Here is a 19,892-nt window from a genome sequence, read left to right as displayed (position 1 = left end):
AAAAGGCAGCTCCTACGACAACTTCGCAAATACTAAGCAATCCGAAAAACGTGGATTGTTTAGTATTCACTCCAGTTGCTTGGAGCTAGACGCCTTTTTCATCACTCTGATCTAAATCGCAAACAATGAACATGCTTTTTCTGGATCTGTATCCAAGACTTTCACTTGTTTGAATGTATCCACATCATTTTTAATCAAGGTATCTGTCATTGTCATATGAGCAATTTCTTTGAGATTATTCTCTTTACTTAAATGTCCTAGATAAATGCGTTTTGTTTTATCACCAATCACGTCAAGCGCTACAGAAGCTCCGTCTTCATTAGACAAATGCCCTTTATCACTTAAAATACGTTGCTTCGTACTCCAGGGGTATTTCCCCATTCGAAGCATGGCTAAATCATGATTACTTTCCATCAAATAACCGTCTGCATTTTTAATAATGCCACGCACCCGGTCACTACAATAACCTGTATCGGTTAGGACTACAAATGATTTATTGTCTTTATGAAACTGATAGAATTGAGGATCTGCCGCATCATGTGACACACCAAAACTTTCAATATCGATATCACCTAATGTCATGACTTGGCCCATATTAAAAATATTTTTCTGCTCAAAGCTCACATCACCGATTAAAGGTTCCATGGCTTGCCATGTTTTTTCATTAGCATACACATCTAGCTTGTATTTACGAGCCAACACACCCACACCGTGGATATGATCGCGATGTTCATGAGTTACTAGAATAGCATCTAAATCATCAGGTTTTCTCCCAATTTGCTCCAGTAATCCAGTGATTTTTTTACCACTTAATCCTGCATCAACAAGTATTCGCTTTTGTCCTGTTTCAACATACAGTGAATTTCCAGAACTACCACTTGCAAGAACACTCACCTTGAATCCATTATTTTCCACAAAAGCTCTTCCTTCCTACGTACAATTTACTGCTGATAAGTATATAACATTTCAGCTGATTTTTCATCTCTCAGAAACATTCGCCGAAATAATTGACCCAGAAAAAGCATCTACTCGCTCAACTTTCACCGCATTTTTATTCGTCTCTACAGCAACAAACCACGCTGGCACATAAACATTTTTCCCGCGAATCGTAAAGGTCCGAGTATAGCCCAAATCAATCCACTTAATTTTACTGCCTGGTTGTAAACTGTTGTTAGTATACAAACTAATAATCGCTTCTCTTTCAGAAATAATTCCTTGTTGGTCCCTTAACGGCTCGATATTATTCAAATAAGTTTGATCATAACTATCGATCATTAAACGATTGCCATCATTTTTAGATAAGTAGACAGTCACCTGAGACGTTTCATCATAGAAAGGAATATCCTCCCAAACTTGAGAAAAGACGTACTTTTTGTTGGAACTACTTTCATGAGCATTCATCACGTAGTCATCGCCCTTAATGACATTTTGCTTTTGAGCCATGAATTGCTTAACTTTTTTAACTTCATCCCCATCAGAAATATCCAAATCATTTCGTCTAAGTAATTGACTAAATAATTTAGCATTATTTACTTGCCAATCTTGATTCTTCAGAGTCTCCTTAGCTTCAACAACAAGCTCGCTTTCCTCAGCAGACAAATAATACGCCTGTCTATTTTTAGTCGATAACGCATGAGGTAAACTGATTTCGTCAGACTTCAACCGTTCTTCAATATTTTCTGAAATACTTCTTGAAGAATTCGTATCTTGTTTAGGTTTTCCTTCTTGATACACATAAAATAAAAACATATTTAAAAAGAGGAAGACCGCTAAAAATATGCCTTCAACACGCTTAAAATCCATTATTCAGCGCCTCCTTTTACGATATCCTTGATTAGTTTTTCATCCGAATACCAAACATTTTTATATTTCACATACCACGTTGGAACTAAATCAACGGCTTGTTTTGTTTCTTGATTTGTCTGCCATTCATAGCCAATTTGAGCATCCTCAACCAATGAAATATCAACCCCATTTTCAACAAGTTTATTCATTAATTTATCCGTAGACATTAATGTCACTGTCTCATCAGAAGGGATTGGAATTTGAATTGCTTCTTGATTCGTCCGGACTAATACACGCTTATTTTGAACCATGATCTCCAAACGACCCTTAATATCACTACCAAACACTGGAAAACCGTCCACATAATTTCGATACGTAATATTGCCTTCTTTGTCGTCAAAGTAACGTAGCGTTCCAAGAGAGTTTCCTAAGTTTTCCACATATTGGAAGGTATCTTGATACAAGGTATTCGTTCCAGCACTCGTTGAATTGAGTTTTCCAACATACGTCACTTCACCTGTTTCAGATTGAATCGTTAAAGATTCTCCCTCACCATTAGATAAATTAACATTTTCTGTATCATTTGAATACAGATCATTAGACTGCTCGAAAAAGGCTTTTGAGAAAGTCGTGAAAGACTGGGTCGCCACCATGTAACTATATGTTTTAAGTTTTACATCATCTGTTAAATAATAAATTCCAGCAATGTTTTCTTCTGATAATTTAACCGGTGAGTAATTATTTTTCTTCTCATTTTCAACCAATTCTTTGATTGAATTACTGTCTCCTTTAGTACTAAATTTAATTCCTGTCGTTAATTTGGCATTCACAAGAAAAAGTTCTTCTTTGTCAAAAGAATAAATCAACCGATTGAATCTAAAATCTTCGTACTCTTTTGCCACATCAAATTCTAAACGGTAAATGTCTTTATAAACAGACAAGGGTAATTCATTTGGATACAGTAAATTAAAACTATTGTCAGAAAAAAGCATCTCTTTAATACTTTTTTCATCCATTATTTTACTATTTTTCATTTCAAACTTAATCAGCTTGTTGTGAATATCAAGTAAGGTATTTTCCTTACTTGATGTTAAAAACTCGTTTTTACTCTTATGATAAAAAAGCTTAGTCGGAACATAGACTTCTGACATTTTTTTCATTTGAACTAATTCTGAATTGTTTTCTTTTTCAGAAACTGAACGATTGGCAGGTTTGGTCCATATTTTCCACGATAGGAATAAACTAAGTAAAATCATCATAATTAAGCTTGTCTTAATAACGCGTTCGATTAATTGATTCATTATTCCCAAAGATCCTCCTCGTATGGTTCATATGGTAAAGAAATAAAGAATGTTGATCCTCTATCTTCCTCACTTTCAACCCAAATACTTCCCCCATGTGCTTTAACAGATTCCTTCGAAATAGCCAGCCCTAAACCAGAGCCACCCATTGCACGAGACCTTGCTTTATCCACTCGGTAAAATCGATCAAAGACTTTTCCAAGATTTTGCTTTGGAATCCCTAAGCCTTCATCAGAAATACTCAAAATCACGTTTTTATGTGTTTCTAGTAAACGACAGGTAATCGTTCCACCAGAAGGCGAATATTTCATAGCATTATTCAAAATATTATCAAATACTTGAATCATGCGGTCCGTATCAATTTCAACCCAAATTGATCGTTTCGTAAATTCTCGTTTAATCTCGTAATTTTTATCACTGTCTTTAATCAACATATCAAAACGATCAATAACATAATTAAACAGTTCATTTAAGTTAACTAATTCTAGTTTTAACTCAATTTTATTAGCATCCATTCGTGACAATTGAAGTAAATCATTAATCATACGAATCATACGATTGGTTTCTTCTTGCGTCACTTTTAAGAAAGCTGGCGCTACTTCCGGGTCTTGCCACGCGCCATCATTGAGTGCTTCAATGTAACTTCTCATACTTGTTAAGGGTGTTCTTAATTCATGAGAAACATTCGATACAAACTGACGACGTTCTTCTTCGTCTTTTTCTTTCTCGGTAACATCATGGAGCACACACACTAATCCACTAATAAATCCAGACTCACGACGAATCATAGAAAATTCAGCTCTAAGCATCATGGCTTCGTCAATTTTTTCAGAGAAATCAATCAAAATCTCTTCTTGTTCTTCTAATAAAGCTCTAAATGTATAGTCATCTTCAATATCAAGTAAAGACAATATGGACTCACCTAAAACATCTTGCATTTGAACTTGTAGTAAAGTCAAAGCTGTTTCATTAATTAGGATAATATTACCTCGACGATCTGTCCCAATAACCCCATCGGTCATATGAGATAGAACGCTGTCTAATCGTCTCCGCTCAGCATCCATAGTTTCTTGTGCTTCCTCAATCCGAGCGGACAATTCATTAAAGGTCTCACCCAATTGTCCCAACTCATCTTTCCCGTAAACCTCAACTTGTCTGGAATAATCACCATTAGCAATCCGTACTGCTTGTTGCTTCATCTCACCAATTGGTTTAGTAATCGTTCTAGCAACCAAAAGAGCAATGAGCAATGAAAATACCAAAGCAATCATCGAAGCGTAGAAGAAAATTAAAGCAATATCGCTGACTTGACGGTACTTACTTTCAATATCACTTTTCACATAAAGAAAACCGATGACTGCGTTACCTGTGGGTGAATACACTTGCTGAATATTCACGTACACACGATCACCAGTTACCGGGTCTTTTCGCTCTTCTTTCTTTTGTGTGAAAGAATTAAAAGATTCATAATCATTCTTTTTACCCACATCACCTTGAAGATTAGGGTCACTTGTCGCAATGACAATCCCTTTATCATCCACTAAACGCGCTTCTAAAATATCACTTTTAGCAAATTCAACAAGCGTTCGTTTCAGATTATTCTCTTTCGGATTTTCTTGATGTTTCGTTAAATCGTTACTTAAATTAGTCGCTAAAGAATCGACTTGTGACGTAATATTTTCCTCGAAGGTTTGAATCGTTGAAGATTCTAACTCACGAATAAAAATAGCTCCAATAATTTGAATGGAAATCATCAAAAGTAAGACAAAGACCAAAGCTATTTTAAAGTGAACCGAAGAAAAAAAGCGTAATTTTTGCTGTTTCATTTAGACAAAACTCCTAATCTTGTTCTGGGTTTCGTAAGTAATAACCCACACCACGACGTGTCACTAACCATGTTGGATGACTTGGATTGTCTTCAATTTTTTCACGTAAACGTCTCACTGTCACATCCACTGTTCGCACATCTCCAAAATAATCATAACCCCAAACTGTTTGAAGTAAATGCTCACGTGTCATCACTTGACCAATGTGTTTAGCCAAATAATGTAATAACTCAAATTCACGATGTGTTAATTCAATCGTCTCACCGCGCTTAGAAACAATATAAGCATCTGGATGAATCGTTAAGGCTCCTATGTTTAACTCATTGTTGTTTTCTTCTTCCACTTTTGTCGCTGTATTGCCATGACGACGTAAGTTCGCTTTCACACGGGCAACTAATTCACGATTAGAAAATGGTTTCGTCACATAATCATCTGCACCAAGCTCCAAACCTAAGACTTTATCTATTTCTGAATCTTTGGCAGTTACCATAATGATCGGTGTGTCATAATTTTTACGAACCTCACGACAAACTTCTAAACCATCTTTTTTAGGTAGCATTAAATCAAGTAAGATTAAATCTGGCTCAACCTCACTTACCATCTCAACGGCTTCTTCTCCGTCAAAGGCTGTAAAAACTTCGTAACCTTCTTTACTTAAATTAAATTTAACAATATCTGAAATTGGCTTTTCATCGTCTACTACTAATATTTTTTTCAATGTTGGACCTCCTTGAATTAAGAAATTCTTCTTACTTGTATCACCATTCATTATACAACATTTTCCTTTCTATCTAAAATATTTATTTCTTTACCTATTTTTATCCTTCAAAAAACGACTGTTCTGTATTTTTATCCCTTTAAATATCATTTTATGCGTATTGATACGCAAAAAACGACAATTCAGTAACCTTGTTGTAACAATCTTTTCAAGTGCTAATGATTACTTCTTTCAAATATATGCCTTTTTTTGTTGTCAGTCAGCCAAGTTATGCATTAAGCTAAGGGTATAAATTAATTTATTTAATTTATTCGGCTAATAATTGAGGTACAAGTTTTGTTTTCCCCTTCCCTTACAAAACCTTACTTGTACCGAAGCAAAAAAAGTAGAAACGAAAGTTTCTACTTTTTTTGTGTCTTCTTTTTTATTTATTTTCTTTTTTTATAGAACAGATAGCCTGTCACACTTGAAATTAATCCACCTAAAATACCAAATGAATAGTTTTTCAATTCACCTGTTTGTGGTAATCCAGAAGCTAATTTTTCAAGAGGTGTTTGATTTTGATCTGCAGCTCCACCTGTTCCTGGATTAGTAGTTCCGTTATTTCCATTCGGATTGTTAGTATTTCCATTATTATTTTTTGCATTAGAATTACTAGTATCATCCGGCTTCTTATTGTCTTTCGGATCTTTGTCTTCATCCTTTTTTGGATCCTTATTTGGATCTTTATTCGGGTCTTTATCTGGGTCTTTATCTGGGTCTTTTGGATCTGTCACCGGATCTTTGGCACCTACACTTATATAAGCTGCATTCGTCTCATTTTCATAACTATACTTCACTTCATAAGTACCTTTTTTCTCAGTATCCACAGTACCTTCCACAGTCATTTTATCAAAGCTTACTTTTTTACCATCTTTATCAATAGCACTGTCGAAGTTTTGTTTAGGATACCAATCATCCCCGATATTTATCTTAGAATCATGGACATTAATTTCTGATTTATCAATCCGTTCAGCTACTGTTACGGATGCTTCTTTTGAAGTACCTCCATAAGAATATTTCACTTTATAGACGCCTGGAGTTTCGATATCAACTTTACTATTAACTCTCATTTGATCGTACTCGACTTCTACTCCATGGAGATCGTAACAGCTATCAAAGTTTTGTTCTGCTTCCCAATTACTTCCCACAAAAACGGTAGAATCATGCACATTAATTTCAATTGGGTATTCTTTTTCTTTCACTGTAACACGAACAATTTCACTCACATCACCGTAACTATACGTCACTTCATAAACGTCAGCTTCTTTTACATTCACTTTTCCAATAACAGTCACATCATCAAAGCTCACTCGGTTACCATCTTTATCAGAACAACCGTCAAAATTATCAATCGGTTTCCAAGGATTAGCTTCTCCAATAATTAAAGTTGAATCATGCACATGAAGGGCTGTTTTATTTTCTTTTTCTTTTACTTTGATGACAGCGACATCTGTTTTATCTTCATATGTATAGCTGACTTTATATTCGCCAACTTTATTTGTATCTACTTTGTCATCGCCTTTAACTTCTACTTCTTCAAAAGGTACTTTATTACCTTTTCGATCCACAGCGCTATCAAAATTATCTTCTGCTTTCCACTTAGAGCCTACATATAAGTCAGAATTATGAATGTTAATAGCTGTTTGATCTGCCTTAACAACAACTTTTACAGTTTCAGTTTTCACTAAATCTGGGTGACTATATTTAATCGTATACGTTCCAGCTTTATTCGTGTTAACCGTTCCTTCAACCTTTACATTGTCCATGGTTTGAAGAGCATTTCCTTCTTTATCCACACTCTTTTCAAGATTGATGTTATCTTCTGCTTTCCACGCATCTCCAACAATCAAATCAGAATCCATCACAACTAAGGCTGCTTGGTTTTCTTTAACCGTTACTGTCACTTCTTTAGTCACAGCTGCCTCTTTTTGAGCATCACCATATGAGTAACTAATAGGATATTCTCCCGGTACTTTAGTATCTACTTTACCTTCAAATTTCAAACTAGTTAAAGCTAATTTATTACCGCGATAATCTGTCGCATTATCAAAATTATCCTTTTTATCCCATTTTTCTCCAGAATAAAGTTCGATATCATGAGCATTAATTACAGGTTCTAAAGCTCCTTGGAACTTATCTTTTTTCGTTCCAGCAATTAAACCACTATTCATCTCTTTTACTGTGTAAATTGGCTCATTTGCCCCAGCTTTAGGTGCTGTTGCTGAAATCCAATAATCAATGCCACCTTGTTGTCTTGCTGGTTTACCTAGTTTAGGATCTTCTTTAACTTTGAAGCTTTTTCCAAAATCAACTGTTGCTAAGTTGGTGTTAGAAAACATTCCTACACTACGATTCACTTTACTTGTATCAAACTCTGATAAATCAAGTGATGCTAGGTTAGTATTTCCACTAAACATTGAACCCATATCCGTTACTTCTTCTGTATGGAAATTTGATAAATCAATTTCTTTTAAACTACTTGTTCCATTAAACATTGAGTTCATATTCGTAACTTTACCAGTGTAAAGGTATGAAAAATTATTAAGAGTTGTTAAACTACGACAGCCATTAAACATTGAACTCATATCCGTTGTGTTGGTTGTATCTAAATACTCCAAGCCTTCAATAGAAACAACATTATCTAATCCACTGAATAAACCTTTCAAACTTTCATTAGCAGCTACTTGCCCATCAAAGACAACCTTACTAATTCGTTTATTATGAACCGCCCAAGGACTTGTTCCTGTGGCATTTGGAAAGGCTTGATGTTTACCTTTTGCTCCAATATGTAATACCTTATCACGAACATACCATGTACTAGTTCCCCAATTACCATCTAACTGCTCTGTAACTGTTACTTTAGCTGTTTGACTCACACCATCATATGTATATTTAACCGGATAAACTCCTGGTTTGGTCGTATCAACAGTTCCTGTGGATTTAACATTTTTTGGATTAACGTAAACGCCTTCTTTATCTGTACAAGAAACAATATTATCAATCGGATCCCAGTCTTCACCCATACCAATTTGAGAATCGACAACAACTAGCTCCACACGACGAACATCAACAATCACTTTAGCAACAGGTGATTTTTTCCCTTGATGAGCATAAGTAACGTTATAAACACCCGGTTTTGTTGTATCAACAGTATCCACTTTCTTTTGATTGTAAGAAATCGTATAAGTTACGCCATCTTCATAAAAATCAATGTCTTTCCCCATTTTATCTGTTCCATCGCCAAAGTTATCAGCGGGATCCCACTCACTACCGAATTTTAAAGGTTCCTTCTCTGGGGTTGAAATTGAACTTAATTTTACTTCATAAAAATCAACTGTTACTTTTGTACTTTTTTCGACAGTTATGTATTCATCAGAATACTCATACACAACGGTATAAACTCCTGGCACACTTGTATTTACAGTATCTACATAGATATCATCTTCATAAAATACTTCTTTAACTCTAACTTGATCTGAAACATTTTCACCATCTTCGTTAGGACAATCTCCAAGATTATCACCCGGTGTCCATTCATTTCCTGGTTTAATTGGTGCTTTCGTTAATACATTTATATCCACTGTACGAGCACGGACAGTTAATACTACCTCTTCTTTTATATCTTTATAAGAATAAGTTATTACAAAATCTCCTGGTTCTTCCCACTTTGTTTTAGTTATTTCTTTTCCGTTTTGATCGGTAATTAAAACTTTAGAAGTTACATCTTCCAATTCAGTTTCAGTTGGATTACTTGGGTCTATTGGGTCTATTGGGTCTTTTGGGTAATATGCTGAAATAATATTAGCTCTTGGATCCCATTCTTCACCTTGTTTAATAACTGTCGTGGTTTCTTGAACTTCAATACCTTCGACTGCTCTTGGTGCTGAAACTGTGACTTCTTCCTGTTCTCTACTATTAGCTACTATTTCAGCTGATGCTTCTCTGTTTGATAAATGAGGTACTTTAGAAGCTACTTTATTTTTTCCTTCTTTTTTTGAACTAACATCTGCTGTTACTTTTTGCGCTTTATTTGAATGATTCTTTTTTGATTTCTTAGCTTGATTGATTTGTCCATTGGAGTCATCCGTTAACGCAGTTGTTGGCACTGGTAAATCATTTTTCACTTTTAATCGGTCTAACTTATCCACACGCAACCCTTGAAACAACTCTAAAAAAGCTTGCTTTGAATTTTCTGATACAGAAATAGAACCTTCTAAACTAACTTTGTTAATATTTGAGCGTAAAGTAATCCATGGACTTGCACTCATTGTTTCCGGTAATTCACCTGAGTAAATATGTAGAACCCCATTTTTATCTAACTTCCAAGCACTCGTTCCATAAGTTCCTTTTTCTTCTTTCATCATTTGAGTGATATTTTCTTTTGATGGTAGATTGATTGATTCATTTGTCACGGGTGAAATTGGTGAGACTTCATTCACTGTTGTTTCTGGTACAACTGGATCTACTTTTACATTTGGATTAGTGATGACCTCTTCTGTACTGTTTGTTTCTACTGTATTTAAACTATTCTCTTCAGATTGTTCTGTTTTTTTAACTGGTTCTTTAACCAACCCTTCCGCCATGGCAACCCCTGGGGAAATAAATAACGTCGCAACACTCAGACAAACCATTATTTTTCTTGTCTTCATTAAAACACGTCCTCTTTTCTTCCTAAATTAATTCTTCATAATTACATTCGGACGTTTGTTATCAAAACTTAAGACTTATTTAGTAAAAAAATAATTTAGATTAAGATTAGTCAGTTTAATAAATTGGTAGAACTACACTCATAAACTGATGATGCATGGTTGTCTCAAATAAAGCTTGCTGAGTTATTCGAGATAAATAAGTAAAGTAATTAAAAAAAAGTTGATATACAAGCATTTTTCTAACACTTGCATACCAACTTTTTCTTATTAAAAACTATCAATTATCTTTTTACATTCTAATATACACTCTGTTGTAGCCTCATCTATCACTTTAAAACTCACAGAGTATGCCATAACATCAATTGTTCTAGTATGTTCCGTTAATACTAAGCCACCTACATTATGGTTTAACGTCTGAAGTTCAACATGAAGTGGGTACCCTTTACGTTGACTAGTAATTGGAGCTACTTGCAACATATGGGGAGAAAATTTTTGAAGCTCTTCAGATAATACAATAAAAGGGCGATAATTTCCTTGTTCATGTCCTTTCGTAGGATTTGGATTCATCATAAAAATATCCCCACGTGAAAACTCTTTGTTACTTCTAACATTTTGATTCATATTTTAAATTCCTCCTAAAAGAGTTTATTTTTATAAAATGCCAAATTATCTGTGCGAAACACGATCAAAACTTAGCGTAAAAATATATCTCTCAGAAAATTTTAAAATAATTCAACACCTTTAGGTTCGCCCCAATCTAATTCTACCTTATCAGATTCTGATACTTCATAATTTTTAAACAATGTCGCTAGATAGTTTTTATCCTCTTCCTTTTGAGTTAAAACTATTTGATTATTTGAATTTAATTCTAATTCAAATTCTACTTCACTAGAATCTGTATTAATTTCTAACTTATTTAAAATATTCTTTGGAATTCTGACGGCGTTACTATTTCCCCATCTACTTAATTTTACTAATTCCATTAGGATTCCTCCTCTTTTTTATGAATTATTATTTTACCCTTTAAGTATATCCGTTGTATATCTTTATGTCAATTTTTTGTATATCTTTCGTATATACAAAAATATCTAAGTATTTCATTTTAGATTCAGCATCAATTTCATTTAGTGTCATTCGATATTTTTGTTATCATTAGTTTTTGATTTTCCTATAAAGTATAAAGTTTGTACGTTACCCATCTCATTAATTCTATCTACCGTTCCATCATAAGTCCTACATGCTAATACCAATATATAAATATTTCCTATACTAGAATCTAATGTTTTGAAAGTTTGCAAAGCATCTTCTATAGATTCACGTAAATCACCCTCACTATAGATACCAATTCTGGTATTAGTCTTTTTATGTTTAAATACATAATAAAAAATCACCATCATTTTTAACCTCAGTTATACTGCCCATGTTGTTCTTCAAAATGATTATTTATTTCTATTGATATATTTTCATGTGGAATATTTAACTCCCAATTAATATTGTAGTCCTCTCTAGAAAAACCAATATCGCAAAATACGTGCAACACATAATTATTTTCAAAGGATATTCTCAAATCATATTGAGGGGTCAGAGTAATATCTAACACTCTGTTCCCTACAAGTAAAGGTACTTTTTCACCGATATAGCCATTTAAACTATTTGTAAATTCTGTAGGCTCAATAGTATCAAATGATGTGACGATAACAACATCTTCACATTCAATACGCCAAGCACACCAAATAAAAAAGTACGAACTATTTTCTAATTCAATAACTAGTATTGAACCAGCTCCACCTCCCGAACTACTTTTAATGACTTTTTTATTAATTAATTCTTTTAATCGACTCTTCATTTGTTTTCTCCCCCACTGAACCTACGTATTTATAATAGTAAGATAAGGATCCTTTGAAAAATAACTTAGTTTCATTACTTATATCACATGTTTTTAAGAATTTTTTTATTTCTTCATCTACCTCAGAAATAAAACTATCCATATTAAACTCGTAGCGTTCATATTTATCTTCCACAGAACATGATATTTCTCCATTCAAGTTAGGTATCAAACCAATATAAAACGACTGTGTGTCAGTTCCTCTTAAATGAAAATAATGATTAACAAAGTAATCGGATAAATAGTCCTCATATTCAAATTGCTCCTGTTCTTGTTCATCCGAAAAATCATCAATTTTATCAAATAATAAATCTCTAGATTCAGCAATTGAATTTGTAAACTTAAATGGAAATACTTCGGTTGCCAAGTATTCTTTTTTTTCTATAAACCACTCAATAAAGCCTACCATATCCCATTGAGTACTAAGTAATATCTTATCTTCATACTTCAAAGTAAACTCCGCCCACAAATCAAATGGAGCTGATGGTTCGTCACTATATGGATTTTCTTTATTAATCAATTTTAATTCTAACATATCTATTTTCCTTTCCTAAGTTTATTATATTGAGGTTTTGTTATTTTGCCTTCTTTTAGCCACTGTCTCAACAAAAGTAAATCTCTGCCACGTTTTCTGCCACAAAACAAAAAAACGTTGATATGTAAACCCTCTAAAAAGGCTTATATATCAACATTTTGTCTTATGGGCTGTGAGGGGCTTGAACCCGCGACCCACGGATTAAGAGTCCGTTGCTCTACCAACTGAGCTAACAGCCCTGACTAGGTTAGTATAGCACTAGTATTTTGTGATTTCAATAACTTTCATTATTTAATTTTACGATACGCAAATAAGTTGATGATATTGTCTGAATTTACTCTTTTTTTTTTGACGTTTCGAATAAATCCACGAATTTATATAGTCGATCTAGCTCACTTAAGTCAGACATATCTAAGCCCATCTCAACTCCTAAATCCATTACTTTTACTTCATTGCTATTTTTTAAGACAATTTCCACTTCATTTAGCATTAACTCCGAAACAATCTGAATTCGCTCTATAAGTTCTAAAGCTTTGGTTTGTTTCTCGGAGTAACACAAGAATTCAAAGAACTTAACAAGAACTGGTTCTACTCTCTTAAAAAAATCACGATTAGCCACAATTTTTGTTGGGAATACTGAAATTAAAACATCTTCAAGCGCTACTTTACTCCATGTTGAAAGTGATTCTAAATGATAATCAAACATGAATTCTCCTAGATAATAAATGATATCTCTTGATGCTTTTTGCTCACTATAAGACAGTTGTTTGAAATATAAACTCTTTTCAAATGAAATCTCTGCCATTTCAACTTCACTCATCACACCACTAAATAGTTCCTCTACTTCGTTTTGATCATATCTTTCTTCCATCATATTTCCCAATCCCTCTCTTTTCCCCAATTATATATAAAGTACCTTATTTGTTTTCTGTTCACTTAATATACCTTAATATGCTTGAAGTGTCTATATGTTTTCGGCTTTTCTTTATGGATAAAGTATATGACAGAATAAAGGCTTCTTTTTCCAAAGTTTCGTCCTTTAAAACGACAATTTTAATCTCTGTTCAGTTTCCCTCTTTTTTAAAATTAAAAGCGTTCCACACTAAATGAATTCTCTCATCCGGTGTGAAACGCTCTGTTCTATTCTAATTCTCAAAAATATTTTTGTGAAATGTCCTCTTTTTTTCTTCCCAACGTCTGACATTTTATCTTTTTATTTTACTCTTCACCTAGCCTGCCTTCTAACTTAGGCTAGACGAACAATTTTGTCACTCTATTTCTTTTTCACTGGACAATCAACGGAAGAACAGTCACATGACTTTTCTTTCTTAATGCCATATTTATAAATAACCATCCCGACACCTAAAAAAATGATACCTGCTAATAGATACGTTCCCATAATGACCTCCTATAAAATTTCAATTCCTTTGGCGACGATTTCTTGTTTTTTGACTGGTTTTTTGATTAAGAAAAAGACAATAACTAGCACGAGTCCTAAAGCAATACTTTGCCCTAAACCAAATGCCTTTCCTTCAAACATAAAACTGCCTAATTGATAGATAATAAAACTCACAATATAAGCTACAAAACACTGATAGCCAATCGCTAGCGTTGTCCACTTCCAATCATTCATCTCTCGTCTAATTGCTCCTATAGCCGCAAAACAAGGGGCACAGAGCAAGTTAAAGACTAAGAATGAAAAACCTGCAATCGGTGTTAAACTTTCTCTAAAAAGGGGCCAATATTCTCTTCCCACTTCAGAAGCCAACTCTTGATGACCATATAAAATTCCGAACGTTCCCACTACATTTTCTTTGGCAATCAAACCAGTGATGGTTGCCACGGTGGTTTGCCAATTTCCCCAGCCAAGAGGAGCAAAAATAATTGCCACTGTGCGTCCCATTGATGCTAAAATACTATCTTCTGTCTCCACCATTTGAAAACTAAAATTAAAGGTGTTTAAAAACCAAATAATCACAGAACTAGCAAAAATAATCGTCCCTGCTTTTTTAACAAAAGATGATGAACGATCGATCATTTGTCTAAAGCTATTTTGAAACCGAGGCATATGATACGCTGGCATCTCCATAATAAAGGGGGCTGCTTTGCCACTAAACAAGCTAGTTTTCTTAAGTAAGATTCCTGATAAAACAATGGTGCCAATGCCTATAAAGTAAGCAGATGGCGCTACCCAACTACTTGTCGGGAAAAATGCACCAGCGATTAAACCGATAATTGGCAACTTAGCTGAACAAGGCATAAACGTCGTTGTCATAATCGTCATGCGGCGATCTTTTTCATTTTCAATCGTTCGACTTGCCATGACACCTGGAACCCCACAACCTGTGGCGATTAACATAGGTATAAATGATTTTCCAGAAAGACCAAACTTTCTAAATAAACGGTCCATGACAAACGCAATTCGTGCCATATAACCACAGTCTTCTAATAAAGACAGACACAAGAACAGAACCATTAATTGAGGTAAGAAACCTAAGACTGCCCCGACTCCCGCAATAATCCCATCTAAAATAAGCGACTGTAACCAAGGGGCAATTTGCCAAACTTCTAAATAATGCGTTACTTGACTTGGAATCCATTCGCCAAATAAGACATCGTTGATCCAATCGGTCCCCATGGTTCCAACTGTTTGAATCGATAAATAGTAAACAGCCCACATAATGACTGCAAAAATTGGGAGTGCCAACCATTTATTAGTCACCACTCGGTCGATTTTATCACTCACCGTTAGTTTGAAGTCCTTTTCCTTCACAATACTTAAAGCAACTAACTGGCTAATAAAATCATACCGTTCATTAATGATGATACTTTCACCGTCTTCATCCATAATTTTTTCCGTGATTTGAATGATTTCTTCGATTTCGGCTTGAATATCTTTTGAAAGTGTCATCTTCTCTACTACTTTCACATCCCGCTCAAAAAGTTTAATCGTAAACCAGCGCAATTGATGTTTAGGGACATAAGCTTTAATCAAGCCTTCAATTTCATTTAAAGCGACTTCTAATCGGTCATCATAAATCGGATAGGCTATTTCTTTCTCACCTAGATTGTTTTCTAGTTGTAGCTGTTCTTTGATTTTATCTAACCCGCTTTTTTTCACCACACTAATAGGAAGAACGGGGACGCCTAAACCATATGCTAACTTCTCGCAATTAATAATTGTTCCTTCTTTAACCACCACATCCATCATATTAATTGCAATCGCCATCGGAATCCCCAGTTCTAAAAGTTGAGTACTCAGATAGAGGTTTCTTTCTAAATTCGTTCCATCCACAATGTTTAGTAAACGGTGAGGATGTTCTTCCAGTAAATAATCCCTAGCCACGCCTTCTTCTGGCGAATAAGGAGACAAAGAATAAATACCAGGTAAATCTTGCAGTTCAATCTGATGATTTTCTTTTAAATTGCCGCTTTTTCTTTCAACTGTTACACCAGGCCAATTACCAACTGATTGATTGGTTCCTGTTAATTCGTTAAACAAACTAGTCTTACCACTATTCGGATTTCCAACTAAAGCAATCTGTCGTTTAGTCATCATTAGTCAAGCTCACTTTCTATTAAAATCATCTCAGCTTCTTTTTTACGGAGTGTTAATTCATAGTTTCTAACCTTTATTTCAATAGGATCTCCTAAAGGTGCTAATTTAGTAATCTTAATTTCGGTCCCTTTGGTTAATCCCATATCCATTAAATGACGTTTCAAAACACCCGTTCCTAAAATCTTTGACACTTTTCCTGAAGCATTAACTGCCATTTGATCCAAAGACTGTAAACTTTTTAAGCCATGATCTTCTTTTTCTACTATATAAATGTCTTTAGCTATGATTTCATCTAAACCAATTCTTGCTTCTTTAAAAACAACAATCACGGGCTGCCCTTTTTCTTTAGACACTACATATAGATCAGATCCCTTAATTAACCCTAAATTAATCAAATGACGCTCATATTCTTTTTCACCTTTAAATTCTTCAAAACGATAAATTTTATTCGTCTCACAAGACATTAAATTTTTCATTCATAGCGCTCCTTCTTTATTCACACGCACCTACACTTGATAACGATTCTCATTATTATTTATTGTAATTCCCTACTGATAACATGTCAATCATTTAATGTGAATTTATACACATTAATCTTGGTACACTTTCTTTTGTTCAAAAACAAATTACTATGATTTTTTATAAAAAATTTTTCATTGAAAAAGAAATGAAAGCTTGATAATATCCTTTTGTGAAACAATTAATCACTAAAGATTGTGCTTACATTTAAATCAAGCACTATATCTTGTGTTTTTCCATTGACTTTTTTTTATAAAAAGCTATACTAATATTTATAGAAATTAAAGACCAAATGGAGTGATTTAAATGAATACAATAACTTTATATACAAAAGATAACTGTCCACAATGCAAGATGACTAAGAAATTTTTAGCTGATAAAAACCTTAACTTTGAAGAAATCAATATTGATACAGAACCACAATATATTGATTCATTAAAAGAGCAAGGTTTCAGAAGCGTTCCTGTGATTACAACTGCAGATGAAAGAGTTACTATCGTTGGCTTCCGTCCTGATCAATTAAGAACGTTGGCTGTTTAGTATGAAACTAGTCTTTTTTTCTTTAACCGGGCAAACAAGACGATTCATCAACAAACTCGAACTCCCCGCAAACCACGCACATGAAATTAACCCTAACAATCCTTTTCATGAAATCAATGAAGAGTATATCCTGATCGTTCCTACTTACGACGCTGAAGTCACAGAAGTAGTGAACGATTTTATTGAGTACAAAACAAATCAAAAAAATATGCTAGGCGTTGTCGGTGGAGGAAATCGTAACTTTGCTGACCTTTTTATTTTCACTGCTAAAGATATTGCAAGAGATTATCAAGTCCCTTTGCTTTTCAGTTTTGAATTTAATGGTACACTAGAAGATGTTAAAAATTTTAAGAAAGTAGTGGATAACCTTGAGTCTAAAAAATCTTGAAGATGTAACTTATTTTAAATTAAATAATCAAATTAATCGTCCTGTAGATGATCAAATTCCTTTATACAAAGATAAAGAAGCTTTAACTGCTTTCTTTAACGAAAATGTGGAACCTCACACGAAACAATTTGCTTCTGTTGAAGACAAATTAAACTTTCTTATTGAAGAGGATTATTTAGAATCTGAATTTATCGGTAAATATTCGATTGAGTTTATCGAGTCTTTATACACTTACTTAGATGAGCAAAACTTTACCTTTAAGTCATTCATGGCTGCTTATAAGTTTTACTCTCAATATGCCTTAAAAACAAACGACGGGACTGCTTATTTAGAGCGCTATGAAGACCGCGTAGCATTTAATGCCTTATATTTTGCTGATGGTAATGAAGAATTAGCTCTTAGCTTAGCTGAGGAAATGATTTATCAACGTTATCAACCAGCAACTCCTTCATTTTTAAATGCAGGACGTAAGCGTCGTGGGGAACTTGTTTCTTGTTTCCTAGTTCAAGTGACTGATGACATGAATAGTATTGGACGCTCAATTAACAGTGCTCTACAACTATCACGTATTGGTGGTGGGGTTGGAATTACACTTTCTAATTTACGTGAAGCTGGCTCTCCAATTAAAGGTTACGAAGGCGCTGCTAGTGGTGTGGTTCCAGTTATGAAATTATTTGAAGATAGCTTTAGCTATAGTAATCAATTAGGTCAACGTCAAGGTGCTGGTGTGGTTTACTTAAACGTCTTCCATCCAGATATCGAAATGTTCCTTTCAACTAAAAAAGAAAATGCCGATGAAAAAATTCGTGTGAAGACTCTTTCTTTAGGTTTAGTCGTTCCTGATAAATTCTATGAATTAGCTCGTAACAATGAAGACATGTATTTATTCAGTCCATATAGTGTGGAACGTGAATACGGTGTGCCTTTCTCTTATTTAGATATCACAAAAGAATACGATAACTTAGTAGCAAATCCTAAGATTCGTAAACAAAAAATTAGCGCTCGTTACTTAGAAAATGAAATCAGTAAGCTACAACAAGAATCTGGTTATCCTTATATCATTAACATTGATACAGCCAACCGTGCTAATCCGGTTTACGGAAAAATCATCATGAGTAACTTGTGTTCTGAAATACTACAAGTCCAAGAACCCTCAATGATTAACGATCAACAAGGATACGATGAGCTTGGAACAGATATTTCATGTAACTTAGGTTCAACTAATATTGTTAACTTAATGGATAGCCCTGATTTTGGTAAATCAGTTCGTGCCATGACTCGTGCCTTAACTTTTATTACGGATGCTTCTGATATTGCGGTTGTTCCTTCTATTAGAAACGGTAACCGTTTGAACCATACCATTGGTTTAGGTGCCATGGGTCTACATACGTACTTTGCCAAAAATCAAATGGAATATGGTTCAAAAGAATCATTGGAATTCACTGATGTTTACTTTATGTTACTAAATTACTGGACACTTGTTGAAAGTAATAATATTGCGAAAGAGCGTGGTGAATCGTTCCATAACTTTGAAAAATCTGATTACGCCAACGGCTCTTACTTTGATACTTATATCAACGAACCAGTCTTAGCAAAATCAGAAAAAATTAAAGCATTATTTGGTTCAATTGATGTTCCTACAGCTGAGGATTGGGCTACTCTTAAAGAGTCAATCAAAGAGTACGGCTTGTATCATCAAAACCGTTTAGCAGTTGCTCCAAACGGCTCAATTTCATATATTAATGATACAAGTGCTAGTATTCATCCAATTACTCGTTTAATTGAAGAACGTCAAGAGAAAAAAATTGGGAAGATTTACTATCCAGCACCTCATTTAAACAATGAAAGTATGCCTTACTACACATCTGCTTATGACATGGATATGCGTAAAGTAATTGACGTGTACGCGACTGCTCAAAAACATGTAGATCAAGGTATGAGTATGACACTCTTCATGCGTTCTGAAATGCCTGAAGGTTTATACGAGTGGAAAACTGAAACGAACAAACAAACAACTCGTGACTTGAATATCTTACGTCACTACGCCTTTAACCAAGGTATTAAATCAATTTATTATGTTCGAACATTTACTGATGATTCAGGTGAAATCGGCAGTAATCAATGTGAAAGCTGTGTTATTTAAGG

The 19,892-nt window shown here is 34.2% G+C and carries 18 protein-coding genes and 1 tRNA gene; 3 read left to right on the top strand and 16 right to left on the bottom strand.

Going from position 1 to position 19,892, the window contains the following annotated elements:
• Window positions 1-111: 111 nt before the first annotated feature.
• The 16 genes from G7082_RS08335 to G7082_RS08260 form a co-directional block, all read right to left on the bottom strand.
• Window positions 112-915: an MBL fold metallo-hydrolase gene (locus tag G7082_RS08335; RefSeq protein ID WP_166034649.1), complete on the bottom strand. Its 804-nt coding sequence runs from the start codon at window positions 913-915 to the stop codon at window positions 112-114.
• Window positions 916-978: 63 nt separating this feature from the next.
• On the bottom strand, window positions 979-1,803 hold the full coding sequence (locus tag G7082_RS08330) for a two-component system regulatory protein YycI (RefSeq protein ID WP_166034648.1): 825 nt from the start codon (window positions 1,801-1,803) through the stop codon (window positions 979-981).
• Window positions 1,803-3,086, bottom strand: coding sequence for a YycH family regulatory protein (locus G7082_RS08325; protein WP_166034647.1), 1,284 nt, complete (start codon window positions 3,084-3,086; stop codon window positions 1,803-1,805). The genes G7082_RS08330 and G7082_RS08325 overlap by 1 nt, the downstream gene beginning before the upstream one ends.
• Window positions 3,086-4,912 (bottom strand): cell wall metabolism sensor histidine kinase WalK, encoded by a 1,827-nt coding sequence (walK, locus tag G7082_RS08320; RefSeq protein ID WP_166034646.1) that lies wholly within the window; start codon window positions 4,910-4,912, stop codon window positions 3,086-3,088. The genes G7082_RS08325 and walK overlap by 1 nt, the downstream gene beginning before the upstream one ends.
• Window positions 4,913-4,925: 13 nt before the next feature.
• Window positions 4,926-5,630 carry a response regulator YycF gene (yycF, locus tag G7082_RS08315; RefSeq protein WP_166034645.1) on the bottom strand — a complete coding sequence of 235 codons (705 nt, stop codon included), beginning with the start codon at window positions 5,628-5,630 and terminating at the stop codon, window positions 4,926-4,928.
• Window positions 5,631-6,058: 428 nt separating this feature from the next.
• Window positions 6,059-10,321, bottom strand: a complete 4,263-nt coding sequence (locus tag G7082_RS15120; protein WP_166034644.1) for a bacterial Ig-like domain-containing protein — start codon at window positions 10,319-10,321, stop codon at window positions 6,059-6,061.
• A gap of 267 nt (window positions 10,322-10,588) precedes the next feature.
• Complete coding sequence (locus tag G7082_RS08305) at window positions 10,589-10,942, bottom strand: type II toxin-antitoxin system PemK/MazF family toxin (RefSeq protein ID WP_166034643.1); 354 nt, start codon at window positions 10,940-10,942, stop codon at window positions 10,589-10,591.
• A 101-nt stretch (window positions 10,943-11,043) separates the two neighbouring features.
• Complete coding sequence (locus tag G7082_RS08300) at window positions 11,044-11,304, bottom strand: AbrB/MazE/SpoVT family DNA-binding domain-containing protein (RefSeq protein ID WP_166034642.1); 261 nt, start codon at window positions 11,302-11,304, stop codon at window positions 11,044-11,046.
• A 147-nt stretch (window positions 11,305-11,451) separates the two neighbouring features.
• Window positions 11,452-11,718 (bottom strand): hypothetical protein, encoded by a 267-nt coding sequence (locus G7082_RS08295; protein WP_166034641.1) that lies wholly within the window; start codon window positions 11,716-11,718, stop codon window positions 11,452-11,454.
• An 8-nt stretch (window positions 11,719-11,726) separates the two neighbouring features.
• Window positions 11,727-12,167, bottom strand: a complete 441-nt coding sequence (locus G7082_RS08290; RefSeq protein WP_166034640.1) for a hypothetical protein — start codon at window positions 12,165-12,167, stop codon at window positions 11,727-11,729.
• Window positions 12,139-12,741, bottom strand: a complete 603-nt coding sequence (locus tag G7082_RS08285; RefSeq protein WP_166034639.1) for a hypothetical protein — start codon at window positions 12,739-12,741, stop codon at window positions 12,139-12,141. The genes G7082_RS08290 and G7082_RS08285 overlap by 29 nt, the downstream gene beginning before the upstream one ends.
• 166 nt (window positions 12,742-12,907) lie before the next feature.
• Window positions 12,908-12,980, bottom strand: a tRNA-Lys gene (locus tag G7082_RS08280).
• 95 nt (window positions 12,981-13,075) lie between these two features.
• Entirely contained in the window at window positions 13,076-13,615 is a 540-nt protein-coding gene (locus G7082_RS08275; protein WP_166034638.1) for a hypothetical protein, read from the bottom strand.
• A gap of 399 nt (window positions 13,616-14,014) precedes the next feature.
• Window positions 14,015-14,140, bottom strand: coding sequence for a FeoB-associated Cys-rich membrane protein (locus G7082_RS08270; RefSeq protein WP_166034637.1), 126 nt, complete (start codon window positions 14,138-14,140; stop codon window positions 14,015-14,017).
• Window positions 14,141-14,149: 9 nt separating this feature from the next.
• Window positions 14,150-16,297, bottom strand: coding sequence for a ferrous iron transport protein B (gene feoB, locus G7082_RS08265; protein ID WP_166036047.1), 2,148 nt, complete (start codon window positions 16,295-16,297; stop codon window positions 14,150-14,152).
• 2 nt (window positions 16,298-16,299) lie between these two features.
• Window positions 16,300-16,776, bottom strand: coding sequence for a FeoA family protein (locus G7082_RS08260; RefSeq protein WP_166034636.1), 477 nt, complete (start codon window positions 16,774-16,776; stop codon window positions 16,300-16,302).
• Between the two features lie 349 nt (window positions 16,777-17,125).
• Here G7082_RS08260 and nrdH point away from each other — a divergent pair, with 349 nt between their 5' ends.
• The 3 genes from nrdH to nrdE are packed head-to-tail and all read left to right on the top strand — an operon-like array spanning window position 17,126 to window position 19,890.
• Window positions 17,126-17,359: a glutaredoxin-like protein NrdH gene (nrdH, locus tag G7082_RS08255; protein WP_086951751.1), complete on the top strand. Its 234-nt coding sequence runs from the start codon at window positions 17,126-17,128 to the stop codon at window positions 17,357-17,359.
• Window position 17,360: 1 nt separating this feature from the next.
• Complete coding sequence (nrdI, locus tag G7082_RS08250; RefSeq protein ID WP_166034635.1) at window positions 17,361-17,747, top strand: class Ib ribonucleoside-diphosphate reductase assembly flavoprotein NrdI; 387 nt, start codon at window positions 17,361-17,363, stop codon at window positions 17,745-17,747.
• Complete coding sequence (gene nrdE / locus G7082_RS08245) at window positions 17,728-19,890, top strand: class 1b ribonucleoside-diphosphate reductase subunit alpha (protein WP_166034634.1); 2,163 nt, start codon at window positions 17,728-17,730, stop codon at window positions 19,888-19,890. The genes nrdI and nrdE overlap by 20 nt, the downstream gene beginning before the upstream one ends.
• Window positions 19,891-19,892 lie beyond the last annotated feature (2 nt).

The organism is Vagococcus hydrophili, from assembly GCF_011304195.1.
Lineage (GTDB): Bacteria > Bacillota > Bacilli > Lactobacillales > Vagococcaceae > Vagococcus > Vagococcus hydrophili.
This window is presented reverse-complemented; position numbering and strand designations above follow the sequence as displayed.